Consider the following 25402-nt stretch of genomic DNA (forward strand, 5'->3'; position numbering starts at 1 on the left):
GAAGTTGTGATGACTGACGGCAATATTGTAGGAACGATCGATGCGGCGGAATTGGCGCTCGCTCTGTTTTTCCTCTTTTTTGTAGCATTGGTGTTTTGGCTAAGGCGCGAAGATCGACGAGAGGGCTACCCGCTCGAAGACGAGCTGACCGGCCTTGTTCACTCAGAGGGCGGCCCGCTGCACACGGCGCCGACGAAGACGTTCAAACTGCCGTTCGGCAAGGGCAGTGTGACTGCGCCTACCAAGGGCCGCGAACCAGTTGACATCGCTGCCAAGCGTTTCGAACCGCATGCCGGCGCCGGATTGATCCCGACTGGTAACCCGCTGGTCGATGGTATTGGCCCAGCCGCCTATGCTGAACGTTCGGATTTTCCTGACCAGTTTGCAGATGGGGCATTGCGGATTGTTCCGATGAAGAGCGACGATCATTTCTCCGTCGCAACATTCATGTTCAGCCGTGACCCAATTGGCATGAAGGTGATCGCTGCGGACGGCAAGGAAGCCGGCACCGTTACCGACCTTTGGGTCGACCGGGCGGAAAGTATCGCGCGGTATCTCGAAATCGATACGGGATCAGGCAGCATTCTGGCTCCGATCACCATGGCGGTGGTCCACAAAGACAATGTCGAAATCGATGCGATCAATGCGGCGGACTACGCCAATGCACCCAAGCTGGCCAATCCGGGCCAGGTCACCCGGCTCGAGGAAGACAAAATCTGCGGCTATTTCGGCGGCGGTTACCTCTACGCCAATGAGGCGAGGCAGGAGCCAATCATATGATGGAATACGATGCAGAGCCGATCCGCGGGCTTCCGGGTGAATTGCCCGAAGGTGAGCGGATCCTGTGGCAGGGCGCACCTGACTGGCGCGTCTTTGTCCGCAGCGCGCTCTTTGGCCGATGGATCGCAGGCTATTTTGCGCTGTTGGCGCTGTGGTCTGTCGCCAATGGTGGTTTCGGTGGTGCGATTGCGAGCGTGGTCGCGGGTTTTGTGACTTACGGTCTACTCGCGGGGTTTGCGGCTCTGGTCGGCAAGACAACAGTCTACACCATTACCAACCGCCGCGTCGTGTTGCGAGTTGGTATCGCGCTCAACAAATGTATCAACTTGCCATTGCCACTGATCGGCTCGGCCAATCTTCGTCCGCTTGGCGGGGAGCATGGCGATATTGCACTAAGCATGACGGAGCGTCATGGACTTGGTTATCTGATGCTGTGGCCGCATGCGCGCCCACTTCGTCTGTCGAAACCCGAACCTATGATGCGCGCCCTTCCAGACGCAACGGAGGCTGCGACAATTCTGGCTGATGCTTGTGCAGCTTTGATGCCGACCGAACACACGGCAGCAGATGCATTGCCTGGTCATATCGGAGGAGCTGCCGTCTGATGAGTCAGACCTTCACCCCGCCGCCGCTTCACGCGCATAGCCATGAGAATACAGTGCCGCGCCCGGCGCTGGCCATGGCAGGTGCGCTGGTGGTGCTCTCTTTGCTGCTGACGGCTGCTGTCACGTTTGGCTTTATGGACCGCGAAGCTGTGCCCAGCGCCGCGCGTAGTGAAGCAGCGATTGCTCCGGCTCAAACGCGCGCGCTGCGTTTTGCCGACACAGAAAGCGGCAATGTACGGGTGAGTGATGCGGATACTGGCGAGTTGATCTTGCTGGTCGAACAGGACACGCAAAGCGGCGGTTTCATTCGCGGCGTCATGCGCGGGATGGCGCGCGAGCGGCGTATGGCCGGCATCGGATCGCAACCATACTTCGAACTCACGCTTTGGCAGGATGGATCGCTGTCCTTGCGCGACAGCGCCACGGATCGCCAGATCGAACTCGGCGGGTTCGGGGCGGATAACCGCGCAGTTTTCATGACCCTTTTGCAGCAGGGAGGCGCCAAATGACGCGCAGAAAATTTGATGTTCCATGCGAGATTGCCGTCGAGCAGTCCGAAGACCATTTTCACGCGCACGTTGAACTTGCCGACGGCATCGAAATGGAGCCGGGCGACAAGGTTCTCGTGCATGGTGATCCCATCTCCATACCCTTCGGTCGGCGCGAGGTGTTTCATCGTACCGCAACCGTGACCAGAGCCCTGCCGCTGGAACGCGCGCTGACGCGCCTCGCGGCCTATTTCGACCTCAAGGAACTTTACGAGGTCAGCTTCAACCCAGGGAGGATCAAATGAACGCGCCTGCAAAAATCAACCCTGCCCACACTGACGGGATGATGACCAGCGAGGAAGCAATGGCCCTCGCGACAAAGGACACTGTGCTGACGCCGCGCTTCTACACCACTGACTTCGATGCGCTTGATGCAATTGATGTGTCGCCGGTGCGCGAAGAGTGGGACCAGCTGATCGCGGACATGGTTGGCGATCCCAACAAGACACACTTTCGCCACAAGAACGACTTCGCCGGCATCATTGAAGGACTTGAGCCTGAGCTGCGTGCGGAATTTACCGATTTTCTCGTCAGTTCGATGACCTCCGAATTTTCCGGTTGCGTGCTCTATGCCGAAATTGCGCGCCGGACGAAAAACCCGGATGTGAAGCAGCTGTTTAAGTTGCTCGCTCGGGATGAGAGCCGCCATGCCGGCTTTATCAATGAGAGCCTGAAGGATGCTGGGATCGGGGTTGATCTGGGCTTTCTCACCAAAACCAAGAAGTACACTTACTTCAAACCGAAGTTCATCTGGTACGCGGTCTATCTTTCAGAGAAGATCGGATATTCGCGCTACATCGCGATTTATCGTCACCTTGCTGCGCATCCCGAGAATAAGTTCCACCCAATCTTCGATTGGTTCGAGGAATGGTGCAATGACGAGTTTCGCCATGGTGAAGCTTTTGCGATGCTCATGCGGGCCGACCCCAAGCTACTGAAAGGTCACAACAAGCTTTGGATCCGGTTCTTCCTGCTTTCGGTCTACGCCACGATGTATGTGCGCGATCATAGCCGCCCTGTGTTCCACAAGGCTTTGGGTGTCGATCCGACCGAGTATGACTACAAGGTCTTCTCGATCTGCAATCAGATTTGCCGCCAGGTCTATCCGGTCGAGCTCGACATCGACAGCCCGAAGTTCCGGGCCAGTATGGAAGCGTTACGTCAGGCTGCGCTGCGGATCGAGGAAGGTAAGGCACAAGGTGGTATCAGCGGCTTTGCCAAACGTCTGAGCGGCATGGCAGGGGCGGGCTTTAACTTTGCGCGCATGTATTTCCATCGGACAAAGCGCAATACGCTGCCTGCAACAATCCGGCTGCAACCTGCATGGTAAGCTGGCAGGGTCATATCCTGCCGGTGATCGTAACCGTGGCGGTCTGGTTTCTTGCAACCGGGCTGATAGCTTGGCTCGATAACCGCCAGCGCGCTACATTCCCGCGGAGCCTGTTGTTATCAGGTGCAGCGGGTCTGGCTGGCTTAGTCGCAATACTGGTCGCGATGCAATATGCTCAAGTTTGGGCGGTATATCTGGCGTTCTTGGGAGCGTTGTTGGTGTGGTCATGGCAAGAGATTGCATTCCTGACCGGGGCTGCAACCGGCCCCCGCCGAGAGGAAATCTCGCCAGGCATTACCGGGTGGCAACGTTTCACGGAAGCAAGCGCCACGGTGATCCATCATGAAATTGCGTTGGTACTGTCCGCCCTCATGCTGATCACGCTGACGTGGTTTGCGCCCAATCAGATTGGCGCGATGACATTTGTTCTGCTTTATGCGCTGCGCCTGTCTGCCAAGCTCAATATCTTTGCCGGAGTGCCCAACTCGGCCACCGATATTTTGCCGGCACACTTGGCCTATCTTAAATCGTATTATGGCCCAAGGCGGCTGCGGCCAGCGCTGATCGTTTCAGTTGCGGCGATTTGCGCCTTTGCCATTTGGACCGGTTCGCGCGCGATGGAAGCGCCCGCTGGCAGCGCCGAAGCAGTGGGTGCAAGCCTGCTCTTCGCACTCGCAGCGTTGGGCGCGATCGAACATCTGTTTCTTGCGCTGCCATTTCGCGATGGCGCGCTGTGGGGCTGGGCATTGCCCAATAGAATTACGCTGGAAGAGGAAAGTTAAGCCATGGATTTCGATGCCTTTTTCAAGGAGCAGCTTGACGAGATTCGCGAAGACGGGCGTTATCGCGTCTTTACCGATATCAAGCGGCACCGTGGGTCTTTCCCGCATGCAACACGCTTTATCGAAGATGAAACCCAGGCTGTAACTGTTTGGTGCTCGAACGATTATCTGGGCATGGGGCAGCATCCGGTCGTGCTCGAGGCGATGCACAGTGTGATTGATGAATGTGGCGCTGGCGCTGGCGGCACCCGTAATATCTCAGGCACCAACCATTACCATGTTGAATTAGAGCGCGAGCTTGCCGATCTGCACGGCAAGGAAAGCGCCCTGCTGTTCACTTCGGGCTATGTTTCGAACTGGGCAGGGCTGGGCACGCTGGCATCCAAGATTCCCGGCTGCGTGGTGTTCTCGGACGCTCTGAATCATGCTTCGATGATCGAAGGAATTCGCCATAGCCGTGCGCCCTACAAGATATGGAACCACAACGATGTGGAGGATCTGGATCGCAAGCTGTCTGACTTCGGACCGGACGTGCCCAAGCTGGTTGCATTCGAAAGCGTCTATTCAATGGACGGTGATATCGCGCCGATCGCGGAAATCCTTGATGTGTGCGAAAAGCATGGCGCGATGAGCTACATCGATGAAGTTCATGCAGTAGGCCTTTATGGTCCGCGCGGCGGGGGTGTCGCTGAACGTGAAGGTTTGATGGACCGGATCACTGTCATTGAAGGTACGCTGGGTAAGGCTTTTGGCGTGATGGGCGGCTATATTGCTGCGTCAGCAGATCTGGTTGATTTCGTACGCAGCTTCGCAAGCGGTTTCATCTTCAGCACAGCGTTGCCACCTGCGGTTGCTGCGGGTGCGGCGGCAAGCATCCGCCACCTGAAAAACAGCGATGAAGAACGTGAACAACAGCGTGAGCGGGTTGAAACGGTGCGGCGCAAGCTCGACATGCTGGGAATCCCGCACTTGCCCAATCCCAGTCACATAATTCCGGTTATGGTTGGCGACGCCAAGAAGTGCAAAATGATCAGCGATTGGCTGATGGACAACCATGGCATCTATGTACAGCCGATCAACTATCCGACAGTGCCAGTTGGAACCGAACGGCTGCGGCTCACCCCGTCGCCAGTGCATAACGATGGTGACATCGACCGCCTGATCCATGCATTGAGCGATATCTGGTCTCAGTGCGAGTTGGCACGGGGCTCAATCGCCGCCTGATACGCAACTCAATCATGCAAAGAGAAAGGGCGCGCTCCCATGTGGAACGCGCCCTTTTCTTTCGATTGGTGCTGAACTTAGTTCGCTTGCAGATATGCAATAATGTCTGCGCGGTCCTGTCCATCCTTCAGACCCGCAAATGCCATTCGCGTACCCGGAATCACCCGCTGCGGGTTTTCCAGATACTGGAACATCTTTTCAGGGGTCCAGGTGATGCCGCTGTTCGCGTTCGCATCGGTGTAGTTAAAACCTTCAACAGAGCCAGCGGTGCGACCAACAATACCCGCGAGCGATGGGCCGACACGGTTCACGCCTTCATCAAGCACGTGACAGGCCTGACACTGAATGAAAACCTTCTCACCAGCCGCTGCGTCGCCGGTAAAATCTGCCAACGTAGTGCCGTCAACGGTTGCCACATCGTCAGCTGCAGGAGCAGCTGGCGCTTCTTCTTCAGCTGCTGCTTCAGTGGTGGTTTCTGCCGGTGCTTCGGTTTCTGCTGCCGGTTCTGATGCGTCATCGGTGGCACCGCCACCGCACGCGACTAGGAGAAGCGCAGATGCGCTAGCTGCCAGACCAAGGTGAAATTTCTTCATCATAATCCCCTTTCCAGTTCGCCGGAGGTAACCCGGATACAACGCTGCAACGCGTGTACTCAGGTTTTGTGCCCGATGGGAAGAAATTTAAGCAGATAACTTGCGAGTTGAAAGCCGGGGTCGGTAAGCGTGGGGGAAGGGCATTTGGAATTTCGTATAAGGCATTGATACCAAGCGATATTCTACCCCCTTTTGATGCATCCTGATCTGGCTCAGCGACATTGCTGATGGTTTGCCTTCAAGAGTTTTATCTCTCAGAGTCGCCGCAAAGTCGATCAAACCGGAATTTAAGCTCGGTGAGCTACACCCGGCAATGCTGCAAGACGCTATGGTGATCTCCGGGCTCATCCACGGCAACTCCCGTGAAACTAGTCAGCAAAGCCAATTTGGCTCAACAGGCGGTTGAACTCCGGATGATCCCGTAGAGGGTCGAGCAGCGGATCGTTGTTGATTTGCGTCAGCCCCGCATCACGAACGCGCCACGCCTCATTCATTGCAGCGAGGGCCGCCTCCCTCTCGCCAAGTTGCGCGTGTATTTGCAGATACTGATAATTGCTCTTGTCTTTCTGTCGGTCCTTTAGCTCGGCCAGGTGCGCTCTCGCTACCGACTCATTACCTAGTTTCGCCTCGACCACCGCAAGGCCCGTCTTGTTCCAAACAAAGAAATCTTCCGCCTCGAAGTTTCTCTTTGCTTTTCCAAGATCACCCATCGCCAAATGCGATAATCCGACAAGATAATGAAAGCTGGATAGCGGATTTTGAAGTGCTTGCGCGTTCTCGTAACTGCGGATTGCAGCTTCATAATTACCAGAGCCGTATTCGATGTTGCCGAGAAAGCGGAACACGCGGGCGTTCAAAGGATCAAGGCTGATCGCGGCGTTGATTGCTTCTCGAGCCAAAGCAAACTGCCCGCATCTGCCACAGAAGTTGGCATATCTGCTGAGAATATCCGCGTCACCGGTGCCCAGTTCGAACGCGCGTTGGTAAGGTTCCTTTGCAGCTTTCACGTCCAGTTGGCGGTTGAATCGGATAAAACCCAACACCGCATAACCATCGGCAAACCGGGGAGCGATTTCTATCGCACGCTGCGCTGACGTAATCGCTTGATTGAACACTGTATCGTGATCATCCGGACTGCCATAGAGATTGCCGATCAAGCCCAAGGTACGGCCGCGCATTGCGAATGCAGCTGCATACTCGGGATCAAGCCTGATTGCATTTTCGAATTCTGCGAGTGCGGCGCGGTCTGTCGCTTCGCTTGTGCCTGCTTCGTAAAGTTCTCGCCCACGCAGAAAAGCATCATAAGCCGCGACGTTTGTCGTCCCACCCGTTTCTGTCTTGGAAATGCCGGCATTCTTCGCGCCTGACAATCGCTCAATGATTTGCGATGCGATCGATTGCTGAATTGTAAGAAGGCTGTCTAAAGGAGCGTCGATATCAAAGGGCCGGACAATTCGCTCGGCCGCACCCTCGGCCAGTTCAGCGCTTCCTACAAGTCTGCCTCCCGAGACGCCGATATCGCCATTAAGAAGATAGTCGACGTTCAGTTTCTCGCAAATCTCGCCCGCTGTCGCTGTTTGGTCGCGAAAGGCATCCGATGAAACCCTGGCCGCGACATGTAATAGCGGATTGCGTGCCAGGATTGACCTGATTTCAATCGCGAACCCTTCGGCCAAACGGCTTTGTGCAGCCCCGTCGCCGATCACGCGGAACGGCATAACCGCCAGCCTCTTGCTTTCCCCGGTCCCGCCGATCAGTCCTGAAGACCACATCGCGTAGCCGCCCGCTGCGATGACCAAGCTTCCAACCCCGCCCATGGCGAGCGCACTTCTGCGCGAAATGCGCTGGGTTGGGATCGAACGGCTCTGATAGGGAGCTTCAGCCCCACGATGCGCAAATGCGTCGAGCAGTTTTTTCCAGCCTTCGGAATTGTCACCATTTCTGGAGATCCGGATTTGCTCGCAGTGGAATTGGTTGAACGGAAGGGGCGGCAACGTCCCATCAATGCTCGCTTGCACGAGCTTCTTGTTATGACGTGCAAAGTCGGCTTCCGCTCTGACCCATTCCGACGCAGCAGCGTCCTTTGACCAAAGGACCAGCACCATATCCGAAGCGTCAAGTTGCTCTTCGATTGCGTCAGAAAACGACCTGTTGGCCAGTAGATGACGATCCCACCAGACATCATAACCCGCACCTTCCAGCCAGCCGACAACAGTCCGTACTTCAGCCTCGGCCGAGCGCGCATAGCTTATGAAGATCTGCGGCATTTCATCTCCTGCATCCGGGCAAGATGTAACTGCAATCAGATTGAGTTGAAAGGCTGATCAACCTTTTACGCAAAACGTAGACTCATCGTTGGCTTGGAGCAGCAAAAGGCAAAGGTATGCTCTTGTGCCGGACACAAAGTTTTTAGTGACTGTCGACGCGAGTTTCATTCGCGGCTTCTCAAGCTCTTGAGGTTAACGGTCTGATTTGCCAGCGGCAAATCGCTCGACTGGCCTTGCAAAACCATTTTCGAAAAGTACACTCGTTAGCGGGGACGCTTAATTTTGGCTTGGGGCTGGGAATGACAAAATATTTGGGTGCAGCAGTAGCTTCGCTGGCGTTGGCGGGCTGCGGTATGAGTGTGACCCGCGGAATTGAAGATTCGACCGAAAGGCTTGAAAGCTATTTCGAAGCCAAGAATGATTTCGCGAATGCCCTTCAAGAATCGATTGGCGGCAGCTCTGGTACCAACTCTTATCGTTTGGTCGCCTTGAACGGACCGGCCTATCCGGTCGGCTCACTCATTTCAGTAAACAACAGTCTGGACCTTGAATCACGCGATTGCGTGATCCCGGAAGATGAATTGCCCGCTCCTGAAACCTGGGGCGGTATGCCGAGGTGGCAAAGCAACAATACGCTTGATGTCGGCCTCGGCCTGCCCAGCATTTGGCAATCGGCCATTTCTGGGGGTGAGAGCTCGCTTGATGCCGGCATTTCAATGGAGAAAGAGAGCATCTTCCAGATCGAAGATATCTCTCAAATCGTGCTGTCCAAAGGAGAGGTGCGACGCGCGCTGGCCAATCGCGAGTGTCAGGAAACCTTTGCATATATTCCGGATGACAGCGTGGTTTTCGTCAGAGGGCTTGTCTACGGACGCGAGACATTGCGGTCAGCGAAGTCATTCGGGATTGGGGCCGATGTCACAATCATAAAGGAAGACTCTGCAGACTTTTCGTTCTCCTACAGTTCGGACGGTGCCTTCGAATTGCAGGAAGATCAGATTCTTCCGAAGTTTGCGATCGTGAGCTTACTGTCCATCTCTGACTCCGATACGGCCGACCTTCGGACCGGTACGGATGACCGGACCGGAACCGACGACAGGTTCTTTGATTTTGTCGCACCGAGCGATGACGACCTGCGAATGCTGGAGGCTAAGGAGCCGAACTAGTGGGTCTGGTCTGCATGCGATCTCGGTTCCGTGCTCTCGCGAAAAAGGTTGGGCAAGTCATATCGGTGCTTGCCTGCGTGCTTTACTTGCAGGCGCCAGCAGCCGCTTCGTCAGAACCACGCATTCATGCAATGTTTGTGGGCATAGCTGATTACAAGCACGGCGAAAAACGGGAAGAGGGCGGGCCAAGGCCGGTTTTTGAAGACCTTGCAGGCGCGCCCGCTGATATAGCGGCAATCACCTCTGCGTTTGAATCCCGTATTACCCTTGCCCAGTCGAAAGTGCTTCTTGACGAACAGGCAAGCCGCGAAGGAATTATATCCACCTTCAACACGCTGGCCACCGATGCAGAACCAGGGGACTTCATCCTGTTCTACTACAGTGGGCACGGCGCGCAGGTCTATGACCTTTCGGGCCAGCAGCTGAGCGGTTACAGCAGCACTATTGTGCCATGGGATGCGCGCGATCCGGGTCTTCCAATGAGCGCAGCAGGCGACATCCTGGACAATGAACTGCGCATCTTGATCGATTCAGCGCGCGCGCGTGGAATCAACGTGGTTACAATCTTCGACAGCTGCAATTCAGGCACTGCAACACGGGACCCTACATTCGACAGCACCATGATACGTAATCGCGGCGCGCCTGCCTTGCGCGTGGAAAACCCGATTGAGCCCAATGTAAAGACGGTAGCGGCAATGGCGCGCTCTGCCGGTGCGCCTGTCGCACAAGGTTACAGTGTGCACCTGGCTGCTGCGCCTGATGGAGCCGAGGCGCTAGAAAGATACGTAGATGGCCGCTGGCGCGGAGATTTTACCGAAGCGCTCACGAACGCGCTCGATGAACTGTCTGCCAATGCGACATATCGTGATCTGCTTGATGCCGTCCGCTTCAATCTGCGCAAGTGGCTTCGTTCTGATGGCAACGGGCGGGTAATGTTGGACATCAGGGGCGAAGGCGACCTTGATCAGCAGTTTCTCGGTGCCTGGGACCCGATTCGACTTCTGGACGGGTCTCGCGATGAAGATGGTTCATGGTCTCTGCAGGCTGGAACCTTGGCAGGCGTCACAGTTGGTTCGCGATTTGCCGGATACGCTAGTGGCGGAGATGCACGTAGCGACAACAAACAGCCCCTTGCCGAAGCCGTCGTGTCAGCGACTTACCCGTCTTATTCCGATTTGCAGGTGGATATTGCTTCGTCGGCCAGCGCAGTTCCGGGCATGCTGGTCTGGCGCGAAACTGCGCGCGGAGCCGGTCAGACCGATCTACTGAAAGTTGCTCTACCTGCCACCGGAACACAATTGCCGGAGCCCGCAATTTCCACCTTGAGGGGCCTGCAGTTTGTAGAGCTGGTTGAAAAGGCCCCTGATCTGCTTCTTCGGAGGCGCGCAGACGGCCTGCTCGAGGTCGCGCGATGGGAAGACGATACAACGATTACTGCTTTTGACGTTTCTGACACCGGTCAATTGAAGGACGTTTTGACCCAAATCTCCCGCTATCGTCAGGTGCTGGGTTTGATTGGGGCGGGTAACAAGATTGATATCGATTTCAGGATTAGCAGCACCGATTGCTATGGCGGCAACCCAGTTCCCGAAATTCAGTATGAAGATGGAGAGCCTAAGTTCATTGTGGGTGACCCTGAGCGTTCGCAGTTTTACTTCACACTCTCGCATCGGGGGGGCGGCAGCTTGTATCCGCATCTGATCAATCTGACGGCAAATTACGGTATCGCCCTGGTTGGAACGACTGGCCAGAATGCCGAAGAGGACAAGCTTCCCCCTGGTGCCTGCTGGAATTACGGGCCTGCGAGCATTAGCGGCGACGGGCGCGAGCATATGCTGCTGGTTATTGCGGATCGGCCCTTGCCGGGGCTGTACAATCTCAATGCGACGGATCTCATTGCGCGCAATATTACCGATCCGCTTGACAGAATGCTCCAGAACGCAGCGCGTGGCACCCGGTCTGCTGCAACAAACGCGCCTGGGGGTATCTGGTCAGTGCGGGCAATTAGTTATGTTATCGAAGGAGAGAATTGATGGGGCAATTGAAACTACGGACGGGCTATCATGCATTCTCAGGCGCGGTGCTCGCTGCAGCTATGATGATGCCGACTGTCGCGCTGGCCGATCATCATCAAGATGAAGAGGTCTCGATGGCTGATGACCGTCAATCAGATGAAGAGGCGACAGAAGCGAGCGAGGTTTGGTCTGATCCGCGTGCGGAAGAGGGACAGATCGCAACTAGAATCGTGAACGGTATTGAAGCGCCTCCTGGTCTGTTGACCTGGCAAGTCTCACTTTTTTCAGCGGCATTCGGTCATTACTGCGGTGGAACAAAGGTCAGCGACGAATGGGTTATTACCGCAGCACATTGCATCACCCCTCAGGACAAGCGCTCGCCACAATTCTGGGTAATGCATGGGACGAATTCACTCCTGGACGGCGGCGTCGTCTACGAAGTCGAAAAAGCCATTCCTCACCCGCAATATAGCTACAATGGCAACATGCATGATATTGCGCTGATCAAGATCGTACCGGGCACTGCCGTGCCGCGCTCAGCCGCAGAACGTAGCAATCGGGCGATGGGGGAAAAAACCATTTCACTGGCAACCGAAGCAGACGAAGGCAACAGAACTGTCTATCCGGAGAGAGTGACCATCAGTGGCTTCGGCCGGACCAGAGAAGGCGGAAGAATTTCTGCAAAACTGATGATGGCAGAAGTGCCGCTGATTTCGAACGCGGATTGCAACGCACCTAGCGTCTACAATGGCCGTATTGCGTCGAGCATGTTGTGCGCCGGGCAACTGCAGCCTGATAGCCAAGGCGACATCGTCGACTCATGCCAGGGCGACAGCGGAGGGCCGCTTGTCTCAGGTGTGAGAGGAAATCCAAAGCTTGTTGGCGTAGTCAGCTGGGGCCGCGGCTGTGCACGTCCTAACAGCCCGGGGGTCTACACTCGCGTAGCGTCATATTACCCTTGGATCATGGAAACCATGCGCCAGGAACAGCAAACTGCACCTCAGGGGCAGTGATCCGTCAACAGGAAGCGGGAGCCGGTCCGAGACTGTAGAACGTAGGCGCTTCAAGCTTGGAAAATTGGGGATACTGAAGATGATGCTTCGGATGCTCGGCAAGATTTTTGTTGCCGCAAGTTTGCTTTTTGCACTGTTACCGACCGCTGTGACCGCGCAGGAAAAAATGGCGCTGCTCATAGGCAACTCCAACTATGAGCAGCACCCTGATGGATACAGTTGGAGCGCCCTTCCGAATCCTGTGAATGATGTTGAGGTTGTTGGGGAAGCGTTAGAGGCCATCGACTTTACAGTCACTGTGGTATCGAACGGGACAAAGGCAGAGATGTCTGAAGCGCTGGATCGATTTAGTGCCGAAAGTGCCGATGCCGAAGTGGTTATTTTCTATTTTGCCGGTCATGGATTTGAATATGATCGGCGAAACTTTCTGGTCCCGATCGATGCGCCAATAAAGGTCGGTGAGCACGAACTAGAAGAAGAATTCGTCGACTTTGAAAAGCTTGCTTCGCGCCTCTCGCATGCAGGCACAATGCTTTTCATTCTTGATGCTTGCCGGACAGGCAGCGACTTCGTGGGTCCTGGTCAAGGGGTAGAGGATTTCCAGCCCACATCCCGCAGCGCACCAACACCGATTGTTATGACGCGAGCCACAACTCTGGGTGGAGGCCAGCCTATTCAGCCCGCTTCGGCAGGAGTTAATGACTACGACTTTCCTCCCGGAGCCAATGTTGCGGTTCTCTTTTCCACTGGGCGCGGAGTTCCTGCCTATGACGCCGCACCTCCGCCAACCCATCTCAGTCCGTTTGCGCTGGAGGTTTCTCGTTTTATTGGCCTTCCCAAGATCGAAGTCAGCAGCACTTTCAACGCAATCCGGCAAGGTGTGTATGACCGGACCAAAGTGTTTTCGCCGCCTCAGGCGCCCTATACTTACAACTCGCTCCCCCCCCGGGTCTATCTGAGCGAAAACGATGCCCGAAACCGCAATATCGATCTTGAGCAGACGGAAGGATTGAACGTCACGCTTGAGGAAATGGCGAGAACTGACGAGAATATCCTGATCTTGCGGGTTCTGGCTGAACATACAGTCGAGGAAATTCAGTGGTTGGCGGACAATAACGATCCAGTTGCCACCTATTTCTTGGGCTATATGCAGGAATTTGGCATCGGGGTGCCGCGCGATCTGGAAAAAGCCCGCGCCACACTGGAAAAGGCGGCTGCGTACGAGACACCCTATGGTGAGCTTGAACTAGCCTACTTCCTCCATCACAACGGCAAGAACGCAGCAGATCGGCAACGCGCAGTCAGTCTGTATGAATCGGCTGCAGGCAGGGACTTCGCCAAGGCGCGAGCCCACTATGCGCGGGTCTTGATGGCTGGTGTTCTTGTTGAACAATCGCCAGAGAACTACCTCGCGGGTCTGGAACAGCTCAAGCAAGCGACCGAGAGCAAGTATCCATATGCATTCTATGCTCTTGCTCTTGCTGATGGCGCGGAGAACCAGGCCAAATGGATTGGCAGCCTAGAAGCGTTGCGCCAAGACGGCGATGTCGATGCAGATCATTGGTTATGCGTCTTCAATGTTCAGAAAACTAATTATGACATCGCCTTACCGCTTTGCGAAAACGCGGCAGAGGCCGGGTATGCGGATGCGCAGGCCTATCTTGCCCGCGCAAACCATGAGGGGTGGGTTTCAGAACCATCTCCACGATTGGCAAAGCACTGGATGAGGCAGGCCATTTCCAGCCCCGACTTGCCAGCCGGCCTATGCGCGCAATTGCTGACTATGCAGATGGAACTCGGCGATGTTGGCTTTGAGACGCCTTGCTCGCGTAGTAGCTGATCGGTTCTTGCCGGGCTATACTCTACTCGGCTGCCGTCAAAGCGTAGGGATCGACGTTAACTGCTGCCAGAATTTTTGGCTGCTGATTCTTGGCTCCCGTCAATTCCGGCACTCTTGAGACCACATAGTTCTCAAGTTCCTTTACATCCACAAAACCGTTCGCTTGCGCGTTGCGACCACCAGCAAGCCCGTCTGCCCGGCCTTCCAGCGCCTCAAGGACTGCGGCGGTAAACGCGCCGTGGCCGCCATTCCCATAGTCAGGGGCTTCATAAGCTGGCGCAGCGCCAGTTGACGCGGAGAACACGATCGTCCCGCTGCCATCCAACTGAACCGCGACGTCTTCCGCTGTCACTTGAGATGCGCCGCCCAAAGTGGTTGTGCGTGCGCCTTGATTGATGAACTGCAACGTACCCGAACGACACATGTCCATGAACAGAATCGCCTTTTGTGATTGCGGCCTGCGCCTGAGGTAATCCGCAAAGATCGACATTTTGAAACCGGTAAATGGCCGGTCGAAATCGGATTCATGCGTCATCAGGAACAATTCACCATTGCGATGCTGCGCCCCATGACCGGCGAGATAAATGATGATCACATCATTGGGTGAGGCATAGTCTAGGAATTCGTATATCCCGCGCTCTTCAATATCGTCCTTCTTCGCATCTGCATTGGTCAGGATCAGTTGACGGACTTCACTGAACACAAGGCCTTCTTGCCGCTCGAGCATCTTCGCGACTTCAGTTACGTCTTTATCTGCGAAATTCAGGTCCGCTTCGTCCTCAAGATAGTCTGATATTCCTACGCCTAGGAAGAACAGTTTCGGCTTTTCCGCAGCGCGCCTTGCCATGCTTGCCTGATCCGCTTGATACGTCACGGAAACGCTTACCGGTTCAAATCTGGCACCGCGGTAAAGTATCTGCGCCAGGATGGTATTGTTGCCTGGCGCCAGTTGGAAAGAGCGGTTGAATGTGCCATCCGGTCCTACCTTGCCGGCCACATTTTCGGGCGGCAGCACGCGGCCATTGATCCAGAATTCGATAACCGGTTCTGCCTCGCCCTCTTCGGCAATGTCTAGCTTGTATGCCAGTTTAATTGTCTCGCTGGAAACCCTTGGCGGTATCGCGCTCGCGGCCGAGAGAATAAAGGGAGCCGTGTACGCGCTTGAACGCGCCCTGACTTCAGCAGCTGCTATGAAATTGCCGGTTTCGCCGCTGCGAACGCTTGCAAGTTTTTCAGCCACGAATTCGCGCGATTCTAAGCTACGGTTGTAGGCTTCGAGTGGACGGACCAATGATCCGAACGACAGACTGGCACTCTTAGCCCCTTCAAGCGATGCGGCGTATAGACCGCTTGGCGAATAGGCCAGCCATTCCGAGCCACGCAAAGCAGCGATGGTTAAAGCCAGTTCCCCCGTTTGCAGGTCGTGGAACGTGAAACTGTTATCCTTGCGCGTAGAGACAAGCAGGTTAAGGTCTGGAATAGCGTGATAATCCAGAAGGTTATCTCCCACATCGACGCGAATTGGCGGCTTCTTGTCACTCAACCAATCTACTTCAAGCGTTCCGGTCCCAACTCTAACAAGCGTGAACTCCTGCCCATTTCGCGAAAAGCGCTGCTTGTTCTCGCCGCGATCAAACCGCGAAACATACTGTCCAGCGGCGTCATAAAAATTGGCAAATGGGCCGCGCGATATGATGAAACCGTCCTTGCCATCGCGGTTGGCAAATCGAGCAGAGTCGATCTCTCTATTGGGCCTCATGCTGAATGCCAGCGATCCATCGTCGATATCGAAAACCCTGGCTTCCTGAGCTGTCCTGTCCGCATATTTGATGTGTTCACGCCAGCGCGTGACAGCGACAACTTGCCTGCGCTCGTTATCTAGATCCAAGTCGACGATCTTCGCCCGGTACGTGCCGCCAAAACGCCTCGCTTCGGTCACAACTGGAAAGGTGATCCGCTTGACGAGCCGCGTGTTTCGCAGGTTCTTAACCTCGACTACCGCTTCATCGATGCCTTCTCCCCGTATCCCGCCAATGGCCAGTATATCTCCGTCGACCCGCACCAATTGAGGTGTGCCCAATCCCTGAAACGCCGGTCCAAGATCTTCCGTCGTGAAATCGGTCAGATCGAATCTGATCAGACGCTCTTCCACCAACCCAATCATCGATCCGTCGCTGGGGTTGGCAACAAGGCTCTCAGCCAATTCTGCGAAGCGATGTCGTTTGCGTCCAGTGGAAGCATCCCAGACATGAACGCCGTCGGCATCTTTAGTCGCGATGCATGCGCAGCCATCCGGGGCAATACTAAAATCCAGCCCTGTTGACGGCAGGGGCATACTTTGTGCCAGCTCAAGCTTGTCGGCTTGCCACAGTTCTATCTCATCACGCCCAAGCAAGACATGTTTGCCGTCATGGGAAAATGCAAAGCTCTGCCGATCGAGCGGCAGGCTGTCAGCTATCTCCATCGCCTGCAGGTCGATCTTTAGAAGTTGTAGGGTGTCTTCGGTTTCAGAACTCCGGCTGCCAACGTGGAGAAAGGCGAATTTTCCAGATGGATCAATCTCGAGAGTACGGTTGGGATGCAAGGGCAATCGCATCTGAACACGATTACCTGTCGCGACATCCCAGCGGTATAGGATGTACTGATCATCGGCCGAATAGACGTACTTGCCATCCGGGGACCAAGCCATTGCCCTGACCCATGACCCACCTTTTAGCTGATTAAGCAGCGCTCCCGTTTCCCCATCGAGCAGAGCCACATAGTCGGCTTTGGAATATCCGACGGCTATCGTTTTGCCATCGGGCGACCAGCCAACCCGGGCAGAGATGTAACTCTCAAAAGCTCGCGTCACCCATGAAAGCTTGCGAGTGGCCAGATCATAACGCATGATCGCGCCGCCATCATCTACGAACACCAATGCCGTGGAATCGGGCGACCAGGCATAGCTGCCGCTGTCGATATTCTGAGTATCGAGTTCGATTGAATGTACGCGCAAGCCTGTAACAGAGTCATATATGTAAAGTCCCCGCGATACGTGCCCACCGGTCTCTTCCCATGCAGACTTCATCGCGATCAAACGGCCATTGGGGGAGAACCGTGGGTATATGCCCCGGCCCAATTGCGCACGCACCCGGCCAGTTGCCAAATCAAAGATACGCGGCGATTGCCCAACCAGCGCAAAACGCCCGTTCGGAGAAAGGCCCAGAGTGGTGTCCGATCTTCCTATGGGCGCTATAACTTCTGGATTTCCGAATGCGAAAAGAGGCGTGACTGTTACTTTGCCTTGGTTGTCAGTGCCAACGGCGATCGTCGGTGCCGCAGAAGCAACGACAGTAAATCGATCTGCCGGTAGACCGCTGCGTTCAATCAAGGCTGCTCTTACCGACTCTGCTCTGCTGAGTGCCAAGGCATCCGAGTTAGGCTCTTCAGGTGACGCGAACCCAGCGACCTCAACCACTTCGAATCCATTGCCGCCTCGGCCCAATTTTCTGGCCATTTCCGCGATATTGGATTTTGCCGATGATGATAGCTCGGCGGAACCCGAAGCAAACTCTACGGCTTTTTCAGCCGCGCCAGTTCTGGGTACTGCAGCTCCGCTCCACAGATCAAGAAAATCAAGGAATTTAGAGGTTTCCTGAAGCGCATCTCTATTCTCAAGGGATCGCGCAATTCTGCCACGATACGCCTCAAGAAATGTTTCATTGGCGGTGCCGGCTTCATCTGAAGTTTCAAGATATCTTTGCGCGGAGTCGAGGTCACCAGCGCGGAACCTGTTGCGCATCAACCCGCGCGCCACGTCATCCTGATCTGCTCCATATGCCTGACGCAATTCAAATGCCCGGTCCCAATCCCAGGCATAAGCTTCCAGCAAAAACGCGTAGTCTTGCGCGATTTCACGACGTATCCTGTCTGAAGCCAATCGCGGAAGAGCATCTTCATAGATCCGGCGGCCCGTCTCTATGTCGAGCTCGTAAGCCATTTCATAGCGCGCAATTTGAGCCGACACATAAGGGTCATCAGGCAATACTTCCTGTGCTAGCTGCAGAAACGGCCGTAGCCGGCTCGGCTCAAGAGTGGTGATGCGCGCGTCCTTCACAAATTCGGGCCGGGGCTCAGCGCGAAAGCCTTGCATGTAGAGCTCGGCGTCTTGTCCCCGCGCGCCCATTTGCCGCACAAATTTCGCTAAATAATCATACGGATCGCCATCATTAGGGTGAGCATTGAGATAATTGACGATTGGAGCGATTATCCGCCTTTGAGCTACTCTGTCTTTCTGCAACAAAGCAGGTGAAACCTTGGCACGTCGTGCATTAGCGAGCCGTTCAACGACGCTAAATTCATCCGCTCCGTTTGCTAACGACTCCTCGAATAGCTCGATGGCAACATCTAGATTTCCGTTGGATTGTTCCACAACACCACGGGCGTATGGTAATTTCCATCCTTTGCCTGTTTCCACTAATTCCGGAGAATATTTTTCGTAGAGTTCCAAGGCTGTCGACTCAGCAGGTTCTGGCAACGCCAGAAAAGCAGAATACAAGTTAGTGAATACATTCGAATCAAAGCGATCAGGACCTGACATGGCACCAAATATAATACTGGCGCGATCCAAAGCCGTTCTGTCTGTTCTGCCAACGCCAGCGATGTAATTTGAAAGACACCAATGAAATTCGGGATACTCTGCTAGACAGTTCAGATAGAGCTGACCTGCTTCTTCCGAGTCACCGTCACGGTTCGCTAACCAAGCAATGGCGAACAGCCCCTCTGCCGTTCGTGGAAAATTTTTGGCGAGGTAAAGTCGCGCCCTCTCCTTGTTTATTTGGCTACCAGAATCCCAAGATTCTAGAAAGATTTCTTCAGCGCTTTTGCCTTCAAAGGAAGCTTGACCAGCAGCTGGAGAAACTGCGAGGAGGATTGCAAACGTCGCAGCTATGGAGCAGAGCGACGCTCGAAGAGACTTCATCATTTTTGTGTGCCCCGTTGCAAATCGCTTGTCCATACAAAGGAAGATTTTAGCTTCGTCCTTTTACGTTATTCAAGGCTACTCTTGTATACCTAACTGAGGTGGCGCCGCTCACCACTTTGGACAGTATAGAATATGAATTTGGGAACTTGTGCAACTCTTGCAGTGCAGGTTCTTGGGCGAAATTGTTTTGTGTTTGGGTCTTAAGTTTAGGTCTCTCGGTAATCCGTGGTCCCGGGCGGATTTCCCTTTTTTTGAGATTGACTTAAGTACTTAATCTGCGGTGTTTCTTCATCTTGTTAATTGCTGCCTGGGATTGAGTTGGAAATCGGAAAAACCAGCTCTTCGAACCACTTCCCTTAACGCAAAAGTATTGGCAATTTCCAAGATCTAGTTTGGAACAGCCCGATAAGGGGTAACTTTTGCCTAACGCGAATAGAAAGTATTCTCTGCGGTGATGATACACCAGCGAAACACCAATCCTCGTTTGAAAAACAATCAAAGAAAATCAAATGAGCACACCCGCCTAGGGAGATGCTATTAGGACACCCTTTAGGGCATCAAGGCCCATATCAGTCTAAAAACTGTGTCTTTTCAGAGATGGGTGGCGGAGACGGAGGTGGCAAGCGCAATCGCATAAGTACTTGTGGAAGCAAGGATCGGCAAGCGGTATGGCAAGGCGCTCCCACAATTACTCCCACAAAACTTTGAATTGTGCAGGTGGCTTTCTCGCCCTCAGTGGCCTCACGAATAGTTTCGAATAGATGAGGCCACATGCACGTGCTCAGTACATTTGAATCTTTGGGATGGAATCCCGACGTTCCGAAACGATTTTGATGGATCATGAAACAGCCTTTCGTCTGCCCGACGGACTTGGCTCTTGTTGCGAAAGGGCATGAAAAAGTTCAATCGTGAACAACTCGCAGCCAATCGGAATTTTATGTTTTGATTTCAATGGGCTATGGTGAAATGAGTTGCACACGGATCAGCGCAAACCCGCTCTACTCGTAGACGGGTTGATTCCGCCCAAAACAGTATTTCATAATGAAATCAGATTGATAGATCCCGAATTCGCGGGGTACGGTGTGCTCCTGTTTCCAGCCACGGTCAACGATCCAGAAGAACCGAGAAAAGATGCTGATGGGACAAACCCATTTCATGCAGATGGATTTTGAGCCAAGCTGGCGTTTGAGGCTGTTTCTGGTCAGTTTGCAGACCGTCCGCTTATGGAAGTGAGCGCTGTGAAAGCAGACCTCGTGGCTGCATAATTGAACTCAGCGCTGTCCCATGCTCAACATAGCGCGAAGATCGTCCGGTATATCCATATGAGCGAAGGCGCTCACATCGGAGCGACCAGTGTTGCCGATCGGGAGACGGCCCGTCAGATTGCCAAGAGGTGCGAGCGCTACGCGCATCAGCTGACCGAGAATCTCGCGTCCGTCCCGTGTCTTTGCTGCAAGGACAAGCATGCGCCAATGGGAATAGAGGTGCGGCACTAGCATCCCTTGAGCGACAATATGCGCTCGCTCCAAATGTTGCCATGCATCTTCGATTTTCCCAGTGTTGGCTGCATTGCGCGCGCTAGCATATTCGCTTTCGAGAAACGCAGTGATGCGAGCGTGATTGGGATTGGTCATCGCTAGGTCCTTCCCGATTACTTTGCCGAAAGTGTCAGACGCACGAACACCTTGAGACCGGTTTTAGATGTCGACGTGTTCTATGCTCCTGTCCGGAAGTCCGTCAAAACCACGCTCGGACTCCGAGTAGTATTTTGACTCCATCCGGGTCCTCGCCAGCGGCGCGCGCAATGTCGGCGGTCTCTCCAAGTGCAGCCTCATATTCGATCCCGACATAAGGCGCGAATTCGCGCTTAATCTCGTAGCGTAAGCGCACCCCGGGCTCGACCGACGTGATCCCTTCGCCGAGACCACGTTCCGGAATTTTCTGCGCGGCGAGTTCGATTTCTACGCGTGTCTGAACGATCATCCGCTGGGTGATGCGCTGGTCATATTCTGCCTCTATCCTTGCAGTCAGGTCGCCGCGATCGGACAAGAACAGGGCGGAATCGAGCTCAAACATGTAAGGTGCGAGGCCCTGGACACCGATGACGAAGTGGCCCCGGGTATCTGGTTCCGGGTCGAAGCGAACGCCTGCCTGAAAGTCGAAAAACGGACTGATCGCTCGGCTGTAGAGCGCCTGGAGTTCTGCTTCTTCGAGCGCGCCGCCGAACTCGCCTTCGCCTTCGGTCTTTAGAACGAAACGGTTGATGTCGCCGCCATAGAAGGCTTGAGCGTCCCACAGATAGCCGTCCTCGCCTCCTTCAACAGGTATGCGCGCTTCTAGACGTTCGAGCATCACCATGCCTGTGCGCATGCCGCCATTCTCACGCGCGAGTGCTTTGCGGCTCGGGGCCATTGTATTGGCTCCCCAGATCGCGTCTGCGGCATGGCGCGGCCCTTCGAAGGCGCGGTCCGGGACAGCGCTTTCGGGCGCAGAGCCCGGAGCCGACTTGTCCTGCGTGGAGCCATGCGAGCTATGATCCATTTGCGAGTGATCCATCTGCGCCTGGTCCATCGCGTCATGCCCTGCATCCTCTTGATTGGGCGGGCATTGGTCGGGCGGCAGATGTCCCATCGCGCAGTGGTCCACCTCTTCCGTCGTCTGTGGGGCGGATTCATGGGTCTGCTGCGCGCCGTGCGCCGAGTGGTCTTGCGCGGCAGTGGGGGCGGCAACGAGCGCCGCACCTGCAAGCAAAGCCAAGCGCATCAGGACAGGGCGCCTTCAGGGAACGGACGCACGGTGACGACCTGCATCATGCCGGCATGCATGTGGTAAAGCAGATGGCAGTGAAAGGCCCAGTCGCCCGGCTCGTTTGCAGTCAGGTCGAAGGTCGCGGTGCCGCCCGGCTGCACGACCATCGTGTGCTTCAAGGGCTGGTGCATGTGATCCGCGCCATTGACCATCTCGAAGAAATGACCGTGCAGGTGGATCGGATGCGCCATCATGGTGTGGTTGACCAGCTTCACGCGCACCCGCTCATTGTAGCCGAAGCGGATCGGGTCATCGGTGACGCGGGTAAACTTCTTGCCATCGAAGCTCCACATATAGCGTTCCATGTTTCCGGTGAGATGGATCTCCATCTCGCGGTCCACTTCGCGGTGCGGGTTCATGTGCCTAGCCTTAAGGTCGGTGTAGCGCAGCACGCGGTGCTGCACCTTGTCGAGGCCGAGGCCGGGGAAGTCCATGCGGTCCGTTGGCATCGGTGCAACCATGTCGATACCGGGCCCAACCGTCACGTCATCGGGCAGTTTTGAGGTGTCCCGCATGTCGTGATCCATACCGCCCATCGCGCCCATATCGTGACCCATGGCAGCGTGATCCATCATGCCCATGTCGGTCATGGTCAGCGTCGGAGTCTCGCGCAAAGCGGGCGGCGTTGCGATATGGCCCCTATGGCTGGTGAGGCTTGCAACCCCCATGCCGCTGCGGTCCATGGCCTCGGCGACTATCGCGTGGCTGCCATCGGAGGGCGCAACGATCACGTCATAGGTTTCCGCAACACCGATCTGGAACTCGTCCACCTCGACCTCGTCCACGTCCTGACCGTCGGCCTGGATGACCGTCATCGGCACGCCGGGGATGCGGACATTGAAGAAACTCATTGCGCTGCCATTGATCACGCGCAGCCGCACGCGCTCACCGGGACGGAAGGCAAGCTGGAGGTTGTCGGAAGGGCCGTGACCATTGATAAGATAGGTGTATGTCGTTCCGGTCACGTCGGAGATGTCGCGCGGGTTCATCCGCATCTGTCCCCACATGCGGCGCATCTCGCCCGACATGTCGCCTTCGCTGGCGGTCTGCATTTGGCGCTGGAAGTAGTGCTCGCCGACCTTCAGTAAACGCATGATCTGGTGCGGGTGGATCGGAGTGAACTCCGAGAGGAGCACCACATAGTCGCGGTCATAACGAGGGTCGGGATCGGCGCTTTCGATGATGATCGGGCCATAGTGCCCCGCCTGTTCCTGAAGCCCAGAATGGCTGTGCCACCAATAGGTGCCGTTCTGCCTTACGGGGAATTCGTAGGTGAAGCTCTCGCCGGGCTTGATACCGGGGAAGCTGACACCGGGTACGCCGTCAAATTGGAACGGGAGCAGCAGGCCATGCCAGTGGATCGAGCTGTCCTCGTCGAGATTGTTGGTTACGTGCAGGCGGATGTCCTGCCCTTCGCGCAATCGGATCAGCGGCCCCGGCACGGTGCCATTCACCGCGAAGGCATGGCCCGAACGGCCACCGGTCATGAAATGCGCATTCCCTATCGAGAGATTGATGTCCTCACCGGAAAGCTCGCCAAAGCCCTTTTGCGCGTGGGCTAGCGAGCCTCCCCGCGCCCATGCAGGCATGGGAACTGCGGCAGCGGCAGCAAGAGCGGCGGTGCTTGAAATGAAGGCGCGGCGGGATGAATTGAGAGTCATCGGGTCCGTGGTTGTTGAATTGCGCACTAGCAGATACTATACCCCCCTATAGTATGTAAAGAGGTGTGTTTGCTATGAAAGGTGCTGACAAAATCAAACGATTGAATCGCATTGCAGGCCAAGTGCGCGGTGTTGCGCAAATGGTCGAAGACGACCGCTATTGCATGGATATCTTGAACCAGATTGCTGCAATCAAATCGGCTCTGGCGAAGGTTGAAAGCCAAGTGCTCAAGGATCACGCCGCCTGCTGTGTCGCGGAAGCCATTGCCAGCGGAGATGAGGCGGAACAGCGCGAGAAGTTCGAGGAACTGGTCGAGCTGCTCGAACGCACCCGCAAATAGGAAGCGTCCCTATGAAGCAGCCCAAGACAGCCAAGCTCTACCGCATGGTCATGGAGAACCATGTTTGCCCGTACGGTATCAAGTCCAAGTGGCTAATGGAGCGCCGCGGATACCAGGTGGACGATCATCACCTTACCACCCGCGAGGAAACCGACGCTTTCAAAGAAAAGCACAGCGTCAAGACAACGCCGCAGACATGGATCGGTGGCGAGCGCATCGGCGGCTACACCGACCTCGCGGCGCATTTCGGGAACCCCGTAGAGAAAGAGGGCACGAGCTATCAGCCGGTTGCCGCTCTATTCGGCATGATGGCGGTGATGGCACTGGGCGCGGCATGGGTCGCCACAGGCCAGCCACTCTCGATCCTGACCGCGGAGTGGTTCGTCAGCTTCTCGATGTGCGGTCTTGCCTATCTCAAGCTGCGCGATGTCGAGAGTTTTTCGACGATGTTTCTCAATTATGACCTGCTAGCCAAGCGCTGGGTGCCATACGGCTACATCTATCCGTTCGCGGAGGGCTTAGCAGGAGTTTTGATGACAGCGCAGATCTTGAACGTGGTTTCCATCCCCGTGGCGCTTGTCATCGGCACGATCGGGGCGGTCAGCGTGTTCAAGGCGGTCTACATCGATAAGCGCGAACTCAAGTGCGCCTGCGTGGGCGGAGACAGCAATGTACCGCTTGGGTTCGTCTCGCTCACCGAAAACCTCTTCATGATCGGGATGGCGATCTGGATGCTGGTAAAGTCATCTGTAGTCTGAAGAAACATTCTTGGGCCGGTTCGGGTTTATCTGGTGTTGAACGGAAGTCGTGCGAAAGCGGACCGACTGGTCACGACCCAATTGCGGGCATAAGTGGTCAAGCGGCAAAATTGCCACCGCTTCTCGGGGATGGCACCAAATCCAGCTGACCGTGTGACCTTCTCTTCGGGCGAACGTCCCTCCCGTCAGGCATCGCCCAAATTGCGCTGCATTGTGGTCAAGGTAGACTTGAATGCTTCCAAGTCCTCGCCCTTTATTCCCTCAAGCAAGCGCGCATAGACGTTGTCGGCCTCAACCCGCATTTTTGGAAGCAAGTCGATTGCAGCGGGCTGCAGGTGCACCTGCCAAACCCGCCGGTCGTTTTTGGCGCTGCGCCGTTCGACCAGATCCAGTTCTTCCAGGCGGTCGATCGCCTGGCCAATGCTGGCACGTTCCAGTTCCAGTTCTCGCGCGAGTTCAGTCTGTGTCATTCCCGGCGTGCGATAGAGGTAGGCCAACGTACGCCACTGGGTACGGGTGAGGCCAAACTGTTCGACTGAGGTGTCGAAGGTGCGACGCAATCGTCTTGTCAGCTCTTCCAAGAGAAAAACCAATCGGTCTTGATCGGTCAGGAAGGCTGCTGCCTTTTCGTCGGCATCATTGTCGAGCTTGGTTGCCATGCAGAGCACCTTAACACAGCTCCGATTTAGATAAAGTCATTTACTGTAA

The 25402-nt window shown here is 55.4% G+C and carries 20 protein-coding genes; 13 read left to right on the top strand and 7 right to left on the bottom strand.

Annotation, left to right across the window (positions count from 1 at the left end; translation table 11 throughout):
• Positions 1-9: 9 nt before the first annotated feature.
• Genes puhA through hemA form a run of 7 tightly spaced genes read left to right on the top strand, consistent with a single transcriptional unit; the run spans position 10 to position 5269 of the window.
• Positions 10-780: a photosynthetic reaction center subunit H gene (puhA, locus tag A6F69_RS04880; protein ID WP_067598106.1), complete on the top strand. Its 771-nt coding sequence runs from the start codon at positions 10-12 to the stop codon at positions 778-780.
• Complete coding sequence (gene puhB / locus A6F69_RS04885) at positions 777-1385, top strand: photosynthetic complex putative assembly protein PuhB (RefSeq protein WP_083984694.1); 609 nt, start codon at positions 777-779, stop codon at positions 1383-1385. The genes puhA and puhB overlap by 4 nt, the downstream gene beginning before the upstream one ends.
• The gene (puhC, locus tag A6F69_RS04890) at positions 1385-1894 is read left to right on the top strand and encodes a photosynthetic complex assembly protein PuhC (RefSeq protein WP_067598111.1); all 510 of its coding nucleotides are present in this window, start codon (positions 1385-1387) and stop codon (positions 1892-1894) included. Before puhB ends, puhC begins: the two co-directional genes overlap by 1 nt.
• Positions 1891-2178 (top strand): hypothetical protein, encoded by a 288-nt coding sequence (locus A6F69_RS04895; protein ID WP_067598114.1) that lies wholly within the window; start codon positions 1891-1893, stop codon positions 2176-2178. The genes puhC and A6F69_RS04895 overlap by 4 nt, the downstream gene beginning before the upstream one ends.
• Positions 2175-3263 (top strand): magnesium-protoporphyrin IX monomethyl ester (oxidative) cyclase, encoded by a 1089-nt coding sequence (gene acsF / locus A6F69_RS04900; protein WP_067598117.1) that lies wholly within the window; start codon positions 2175-2177, stop codon positions 3261-3263. Before A6F69_RS04895 ends, acsF begins: the two co-directional genes overlap by 4 nt.
• Positions 3257-4045, top strand: a complete 789-nt coding sequence (gene puhE / locus A6F69_RS04905) for a putative photosynthetic complex assembly protein PuhE (RefSeq protein WP_067598120.1) — start codon at positions 3257-3259, stop codon at positions 4043-4045. Before acsF ends, puhE begins: the two co-directional genes overlap by 7 nt.
• A gap of 3 nt (positions 4046-4048) precedes the next feature.
• Positions 4049-5269: a 5-aminolevulinate synthase gene (gene hemA, locus A6F69_RS04910; protein ID WP_067598123.1), complete on the top strand. Its 1221-nt coding sequence runs from the start codon at positions 4049-4051 to the stop codon at positions 5267-5269.
• A gap of 77 nt (positions 5270-5346) precedes the next feature.
• Here hemA and A6F69_RS04915 read toward each other — a convergent pair whose 3' ends face one another.
• On the bottom strand, positions 5347-5865 hold the full coding sequence (locus A6F69_RS04915; protein WP_083984695.1) for a c-type cytochrome: 519 nt from the start codon (positions 5863-5865) through the stop codon (positions 5347-5349).
• A gap of 365 nt (positions 5866-6230) precedes the next feature.
• Positions 6231-8129: a TIR domain-containing protein gene (locus A6F69_RS04920; RefSeq protein WP_067598126.1), complete on the bottom strand. Its 1899-nt coding sequence runs from the start codon at positions 8127-8129 to the stop codon at positions 6231-6233.
• 299 nt (positions 8130-8428) lie between these two features.
• Here A6F69_RS04920 and A6F69_RS04925 point away from each other — a divergent pair, with 299 nt between their 5' ends.
• The 4 genes from A6F69_RS04925 to A6F69_RS04940 all read left to right on the top strand — a co-directional run bounded on the left by A6F69_RS04925 (position 8429) and on the right by A6F69_RS04940 (position 14163).
• Positions 8429-9295 (top strand): hypothetical protein, encoded by an 867-nt coding sequence (locus A6F69_RS04925; protein ID WP_067598129.1) that lies wholly within the window; start codon positions 8429-8431, stop codon positions 9293-9295.
• A gap of 86 nt (positions 9296-9381) precedes the next feature.
• Positions 9382-11328 (top strand): caspase family protein, encoded by a 1947-nt coding sequence (locus A6F69_RS04930; RefSeq protein WP_170245184.1) that lies wholly within the window; start codon positions 9382-9384, stop codon positions 11326-11328.
• Positions 11328-12323, top strand: a complete 996-nt coding sequence (locus tag A6F69_RS04935) for a serine protease (RefSeq protein WP_067598134.1) — start codon at positions 11328-11330, stop codon at positions 12321-12323. Before A6F69_RS04930 ends, A6F69_RS04935 begins: the two co-directional genes overlap by 1 nt.
• A 91-nt stretch (positions 12324-12414) precedes the next feature.
• A complete protein-coding gene (locus tag A6F69_RS04940; protein ID WP_218916042.1) occupies positions 12415-14163 on the top strand; it encodes a caspase family protein in 1749 nt (582 codons plus the stop codon).
• Between the two features lie 22 nt (positions 14164-14185).
• On the opposite strand, the gene A6F69_RS04945 is transcribed toward A6F69_RS04940, so the two are convergent.
• The 4 genes from A6F69_RS04945 to A6F69_RS04965 all read right to left on the bottom strand — a co-directional run bounded on the left by A6F69_RS04945 (position 14186) and on the right by A6F69_RS04965 (position 23595).
• Positions 14186-18652 (bottom strand): caspase family protein, encoded by a 4467-nt coding sequence (locus tag A6F69_RS04945; protein ID WP_169816553.1) that lies wholly within the window; start codon positions 18650-18652, stop codon positions 14186-14188.
• Positions 18653-20397: 1745 nt separating this feature from the next.
• Positions 20398-20760: a DUF3703 domain-containing protein gene (locus tag A6F69_RS04955; protein ID WP_067598144.1), complete on the bottom strand. Its 363-nt coding sequence runs from the start codon at positions 20758-20760 to the stop codon at positions 20398-20400.
• Positions 20761-20863: 103 nt separating this feature from the next.
• Positions 20864-21889 (bottom strand): copper resistance protein B, encoded by a 1026-nt coding sequence (locus A6F69_RS04960; protein WP_083984696.1) that lies wholly within the window; start codon positions 21887-21889, stop codon positions 20864-20866.
• Positions 21889-23595: a copper resistance system multicopper oxidase gene (locus A6F69_RS04965; RefSeq protein ID WP_067598150.1), complete on the bottom strand. Its 1707-nt coding sequence runs from the start codon at positions 23593-23595 to the stop codon at positions 21889-21891. The genes A6F69_RS04960 and A6F69_RS04965 overlap by 1 nt, the downstream gene beginning before the upstream one ends.
• 74 nt (positions 23596-23669) lie before the next feature.
• Here A6F69_RS04965 and A6F69_RS04970 point away from each other — a divergent pair, with 74 nt between their 5' ends.
• A complete protein-coding gene (locus tag A6F69_RS04970; protein ID WP_067598153.1) occupies positions 23670-23936 on the top strand; it encodes a metal-sensitive transcriptional regulator in 267 nt (88 codons plus the stop codon).
• Positions 23937-23947: 11 nt separating this feature from the next.
• The gene (locus tag A6F69_RS04975) at positions 23948-24694 is read left to right on the top strand and encodes a glutaredoxin family protein (RefSeq protein WP_067598157.1); all 747 of its coding nucleotides are present in this window, start codon (positions 23948-23950) and stop codon (positions 24692-24694) included.
• A gap of 185 nt (positions 24695-24879) precedes the next feature.
• Here A6F69_RS04975 and A6F69_RS04980 read toward each other — a convergent pair whose 3' ends face one another.
• Positions 24880-25353 (bottom strand): MarR family winged helix-turn-helix transcriptional regulator, encoded by a 474-nt coding sequence (locus tag A6F69_RS04980; RefSeq protein WP_083984697.1) that lies wholly within the window; start codon positions 25351-25353, stop codon positions 24880-24882.
• Positions 25354-25402: the final 49 nt, after the last annotated feature.

The organism is Altererythrobacter ishigakiensis (assembly GCF_001663155.1).
In the GTDB taxonomy this organism is placed as follows: Bacteria; Pseudomonadota; Alphaproteobacteria; order Sphingomonadales; family Sphingomonadaceae; genus Erythrobacter; species Erythrobacter ishigakiensis.

Excerpts from the sequence above, each read along its gene's own strand:
- puhA (WP_067598106.1), top strand. The coding sequence starts at position 10 with ATGACTGACGGCAATATTGTAGGAACGATCGATGCGGCGGAATTGGCG.
- puhB (WP_083984694.1), top strand. The coding sequence starts at position 777 with ATGATGGAATACGATGCAGAGCCGATCCGCGGGCTTCCGGGTGAATTG.
- puhC (WP_067598111.1), top strand. The coding sequence starts at position 1,385 with ATGAGTCAGACCTTCACCCCGCCGCCGCTTCACGCGCATAGCCATGAG.
- A6F69_RS04895 (WP_067598114.1), top strand. The coding sequence starts at position 1,891 with ATGACGCGCAGAAAATTTGATGTTCCATGCGAGATTGCCGTCGAGCAG.
- acsF (WP_067598117.1), top strand. The coding sequence starts at position 2,175 with ATGAACGCGCCTGCAAAAATCAACCCTGCCCACACTGACGGGATGATG.
- puhE (WP_067598120.1), top strand. The coding sequence starts at position 3,257 with ATGGTAAGCTGGCAGGGTCATATCCTGCCGGTGATCGTAACCGTGGCG.
- hemA (WP_067598123.1), top strand. The coding sequence starts at position 4,049 with ATGGATTTCGATGCCTTTTTCAAGGAGCAGCTTGACGAGATTCGCGAA.
- A6F69_RS04915 (WP_083984695.1), bottom strand. The coding sequence starts at position 5,865 with ATGATGAAGAAATTTCACCTTGGTCTGGCAGCTAGCGCATCTGCGCTT.
- A6F69_RS04920 (WP_067598126.1), bottom strand. The coding sequence starts at position 8,129 with ATGCCGCAGATCTTCATAAGCTATGCGCGCTCGGCCGAGGCTGAAGTA.
- A6F69_RS04925 (WP_067598129.1), top strand. The coding sequence starts at position 8,429 with ATGACAAAATATTTGGGTGCAGCAGTAGCTTCGCTGGCGTTGGCGGGC.
- A6F69_RS04935 (WP_067598134.1), top strand. The coding sequence starts at position 11,328 with ATGGGGCAATTGAAACTACGGACGGGCTATCATGCATTCTCAGGCGCG.
- A6F69_RS04940 (WP_218916042.1), top strand. The coding sequence starts at position 12,415 with ATGCTCGGCAAGATTTTTGTTGCCGCAAGTTTGCTTTTTGCACTGTTA.
- A6F69_RS04955 (WP_067598144.1), bottom strand. The coding sequence starts at position 20,760 with ATGACCAATCCCAATCACGCTCGCATCACTGCGTTTCTCGAAAGCGAA.
- A6F69_RS04960 (WP_083984696.1), bottom strand. The coding sequence starts at position 21,889 with ATGCGCTTGGCTTTGCTTGCAGGTGCGGCGCTCGTTGCCGCCCCCACT.
- A6F69_RS04965 (WP_067598150.1), bottom strand. The coding sequence starts at position 23,595 with ATGACTCTCAATTCATCCCGCCGCGCCTTCATTTCAAGCACCGCCGCT.
- A6F69_RS04970 (WP_067598153.1), top strand. The coding sequence starts at position 23,670 with ATGAAAGGTGCTGACAAAATCAAACGATTGAATCGCATTGCAGGCCAA.
- A6F69_RS04975 (WP_067598157.1), top strand. The coding sequence starts at position 23,948 with ATGAAGCAGCCCAAGACAGCCAAGCTCTACCGCATGGTCATGGAGAAC.
- A6F69_RS04980 (WP_083984697.1), bottom strand. The coding sequence starts at position 25,353 with ATGGCAACCAAGCTCGACAATGATGCCGACGAAAAGGCAGCAGCCTTC.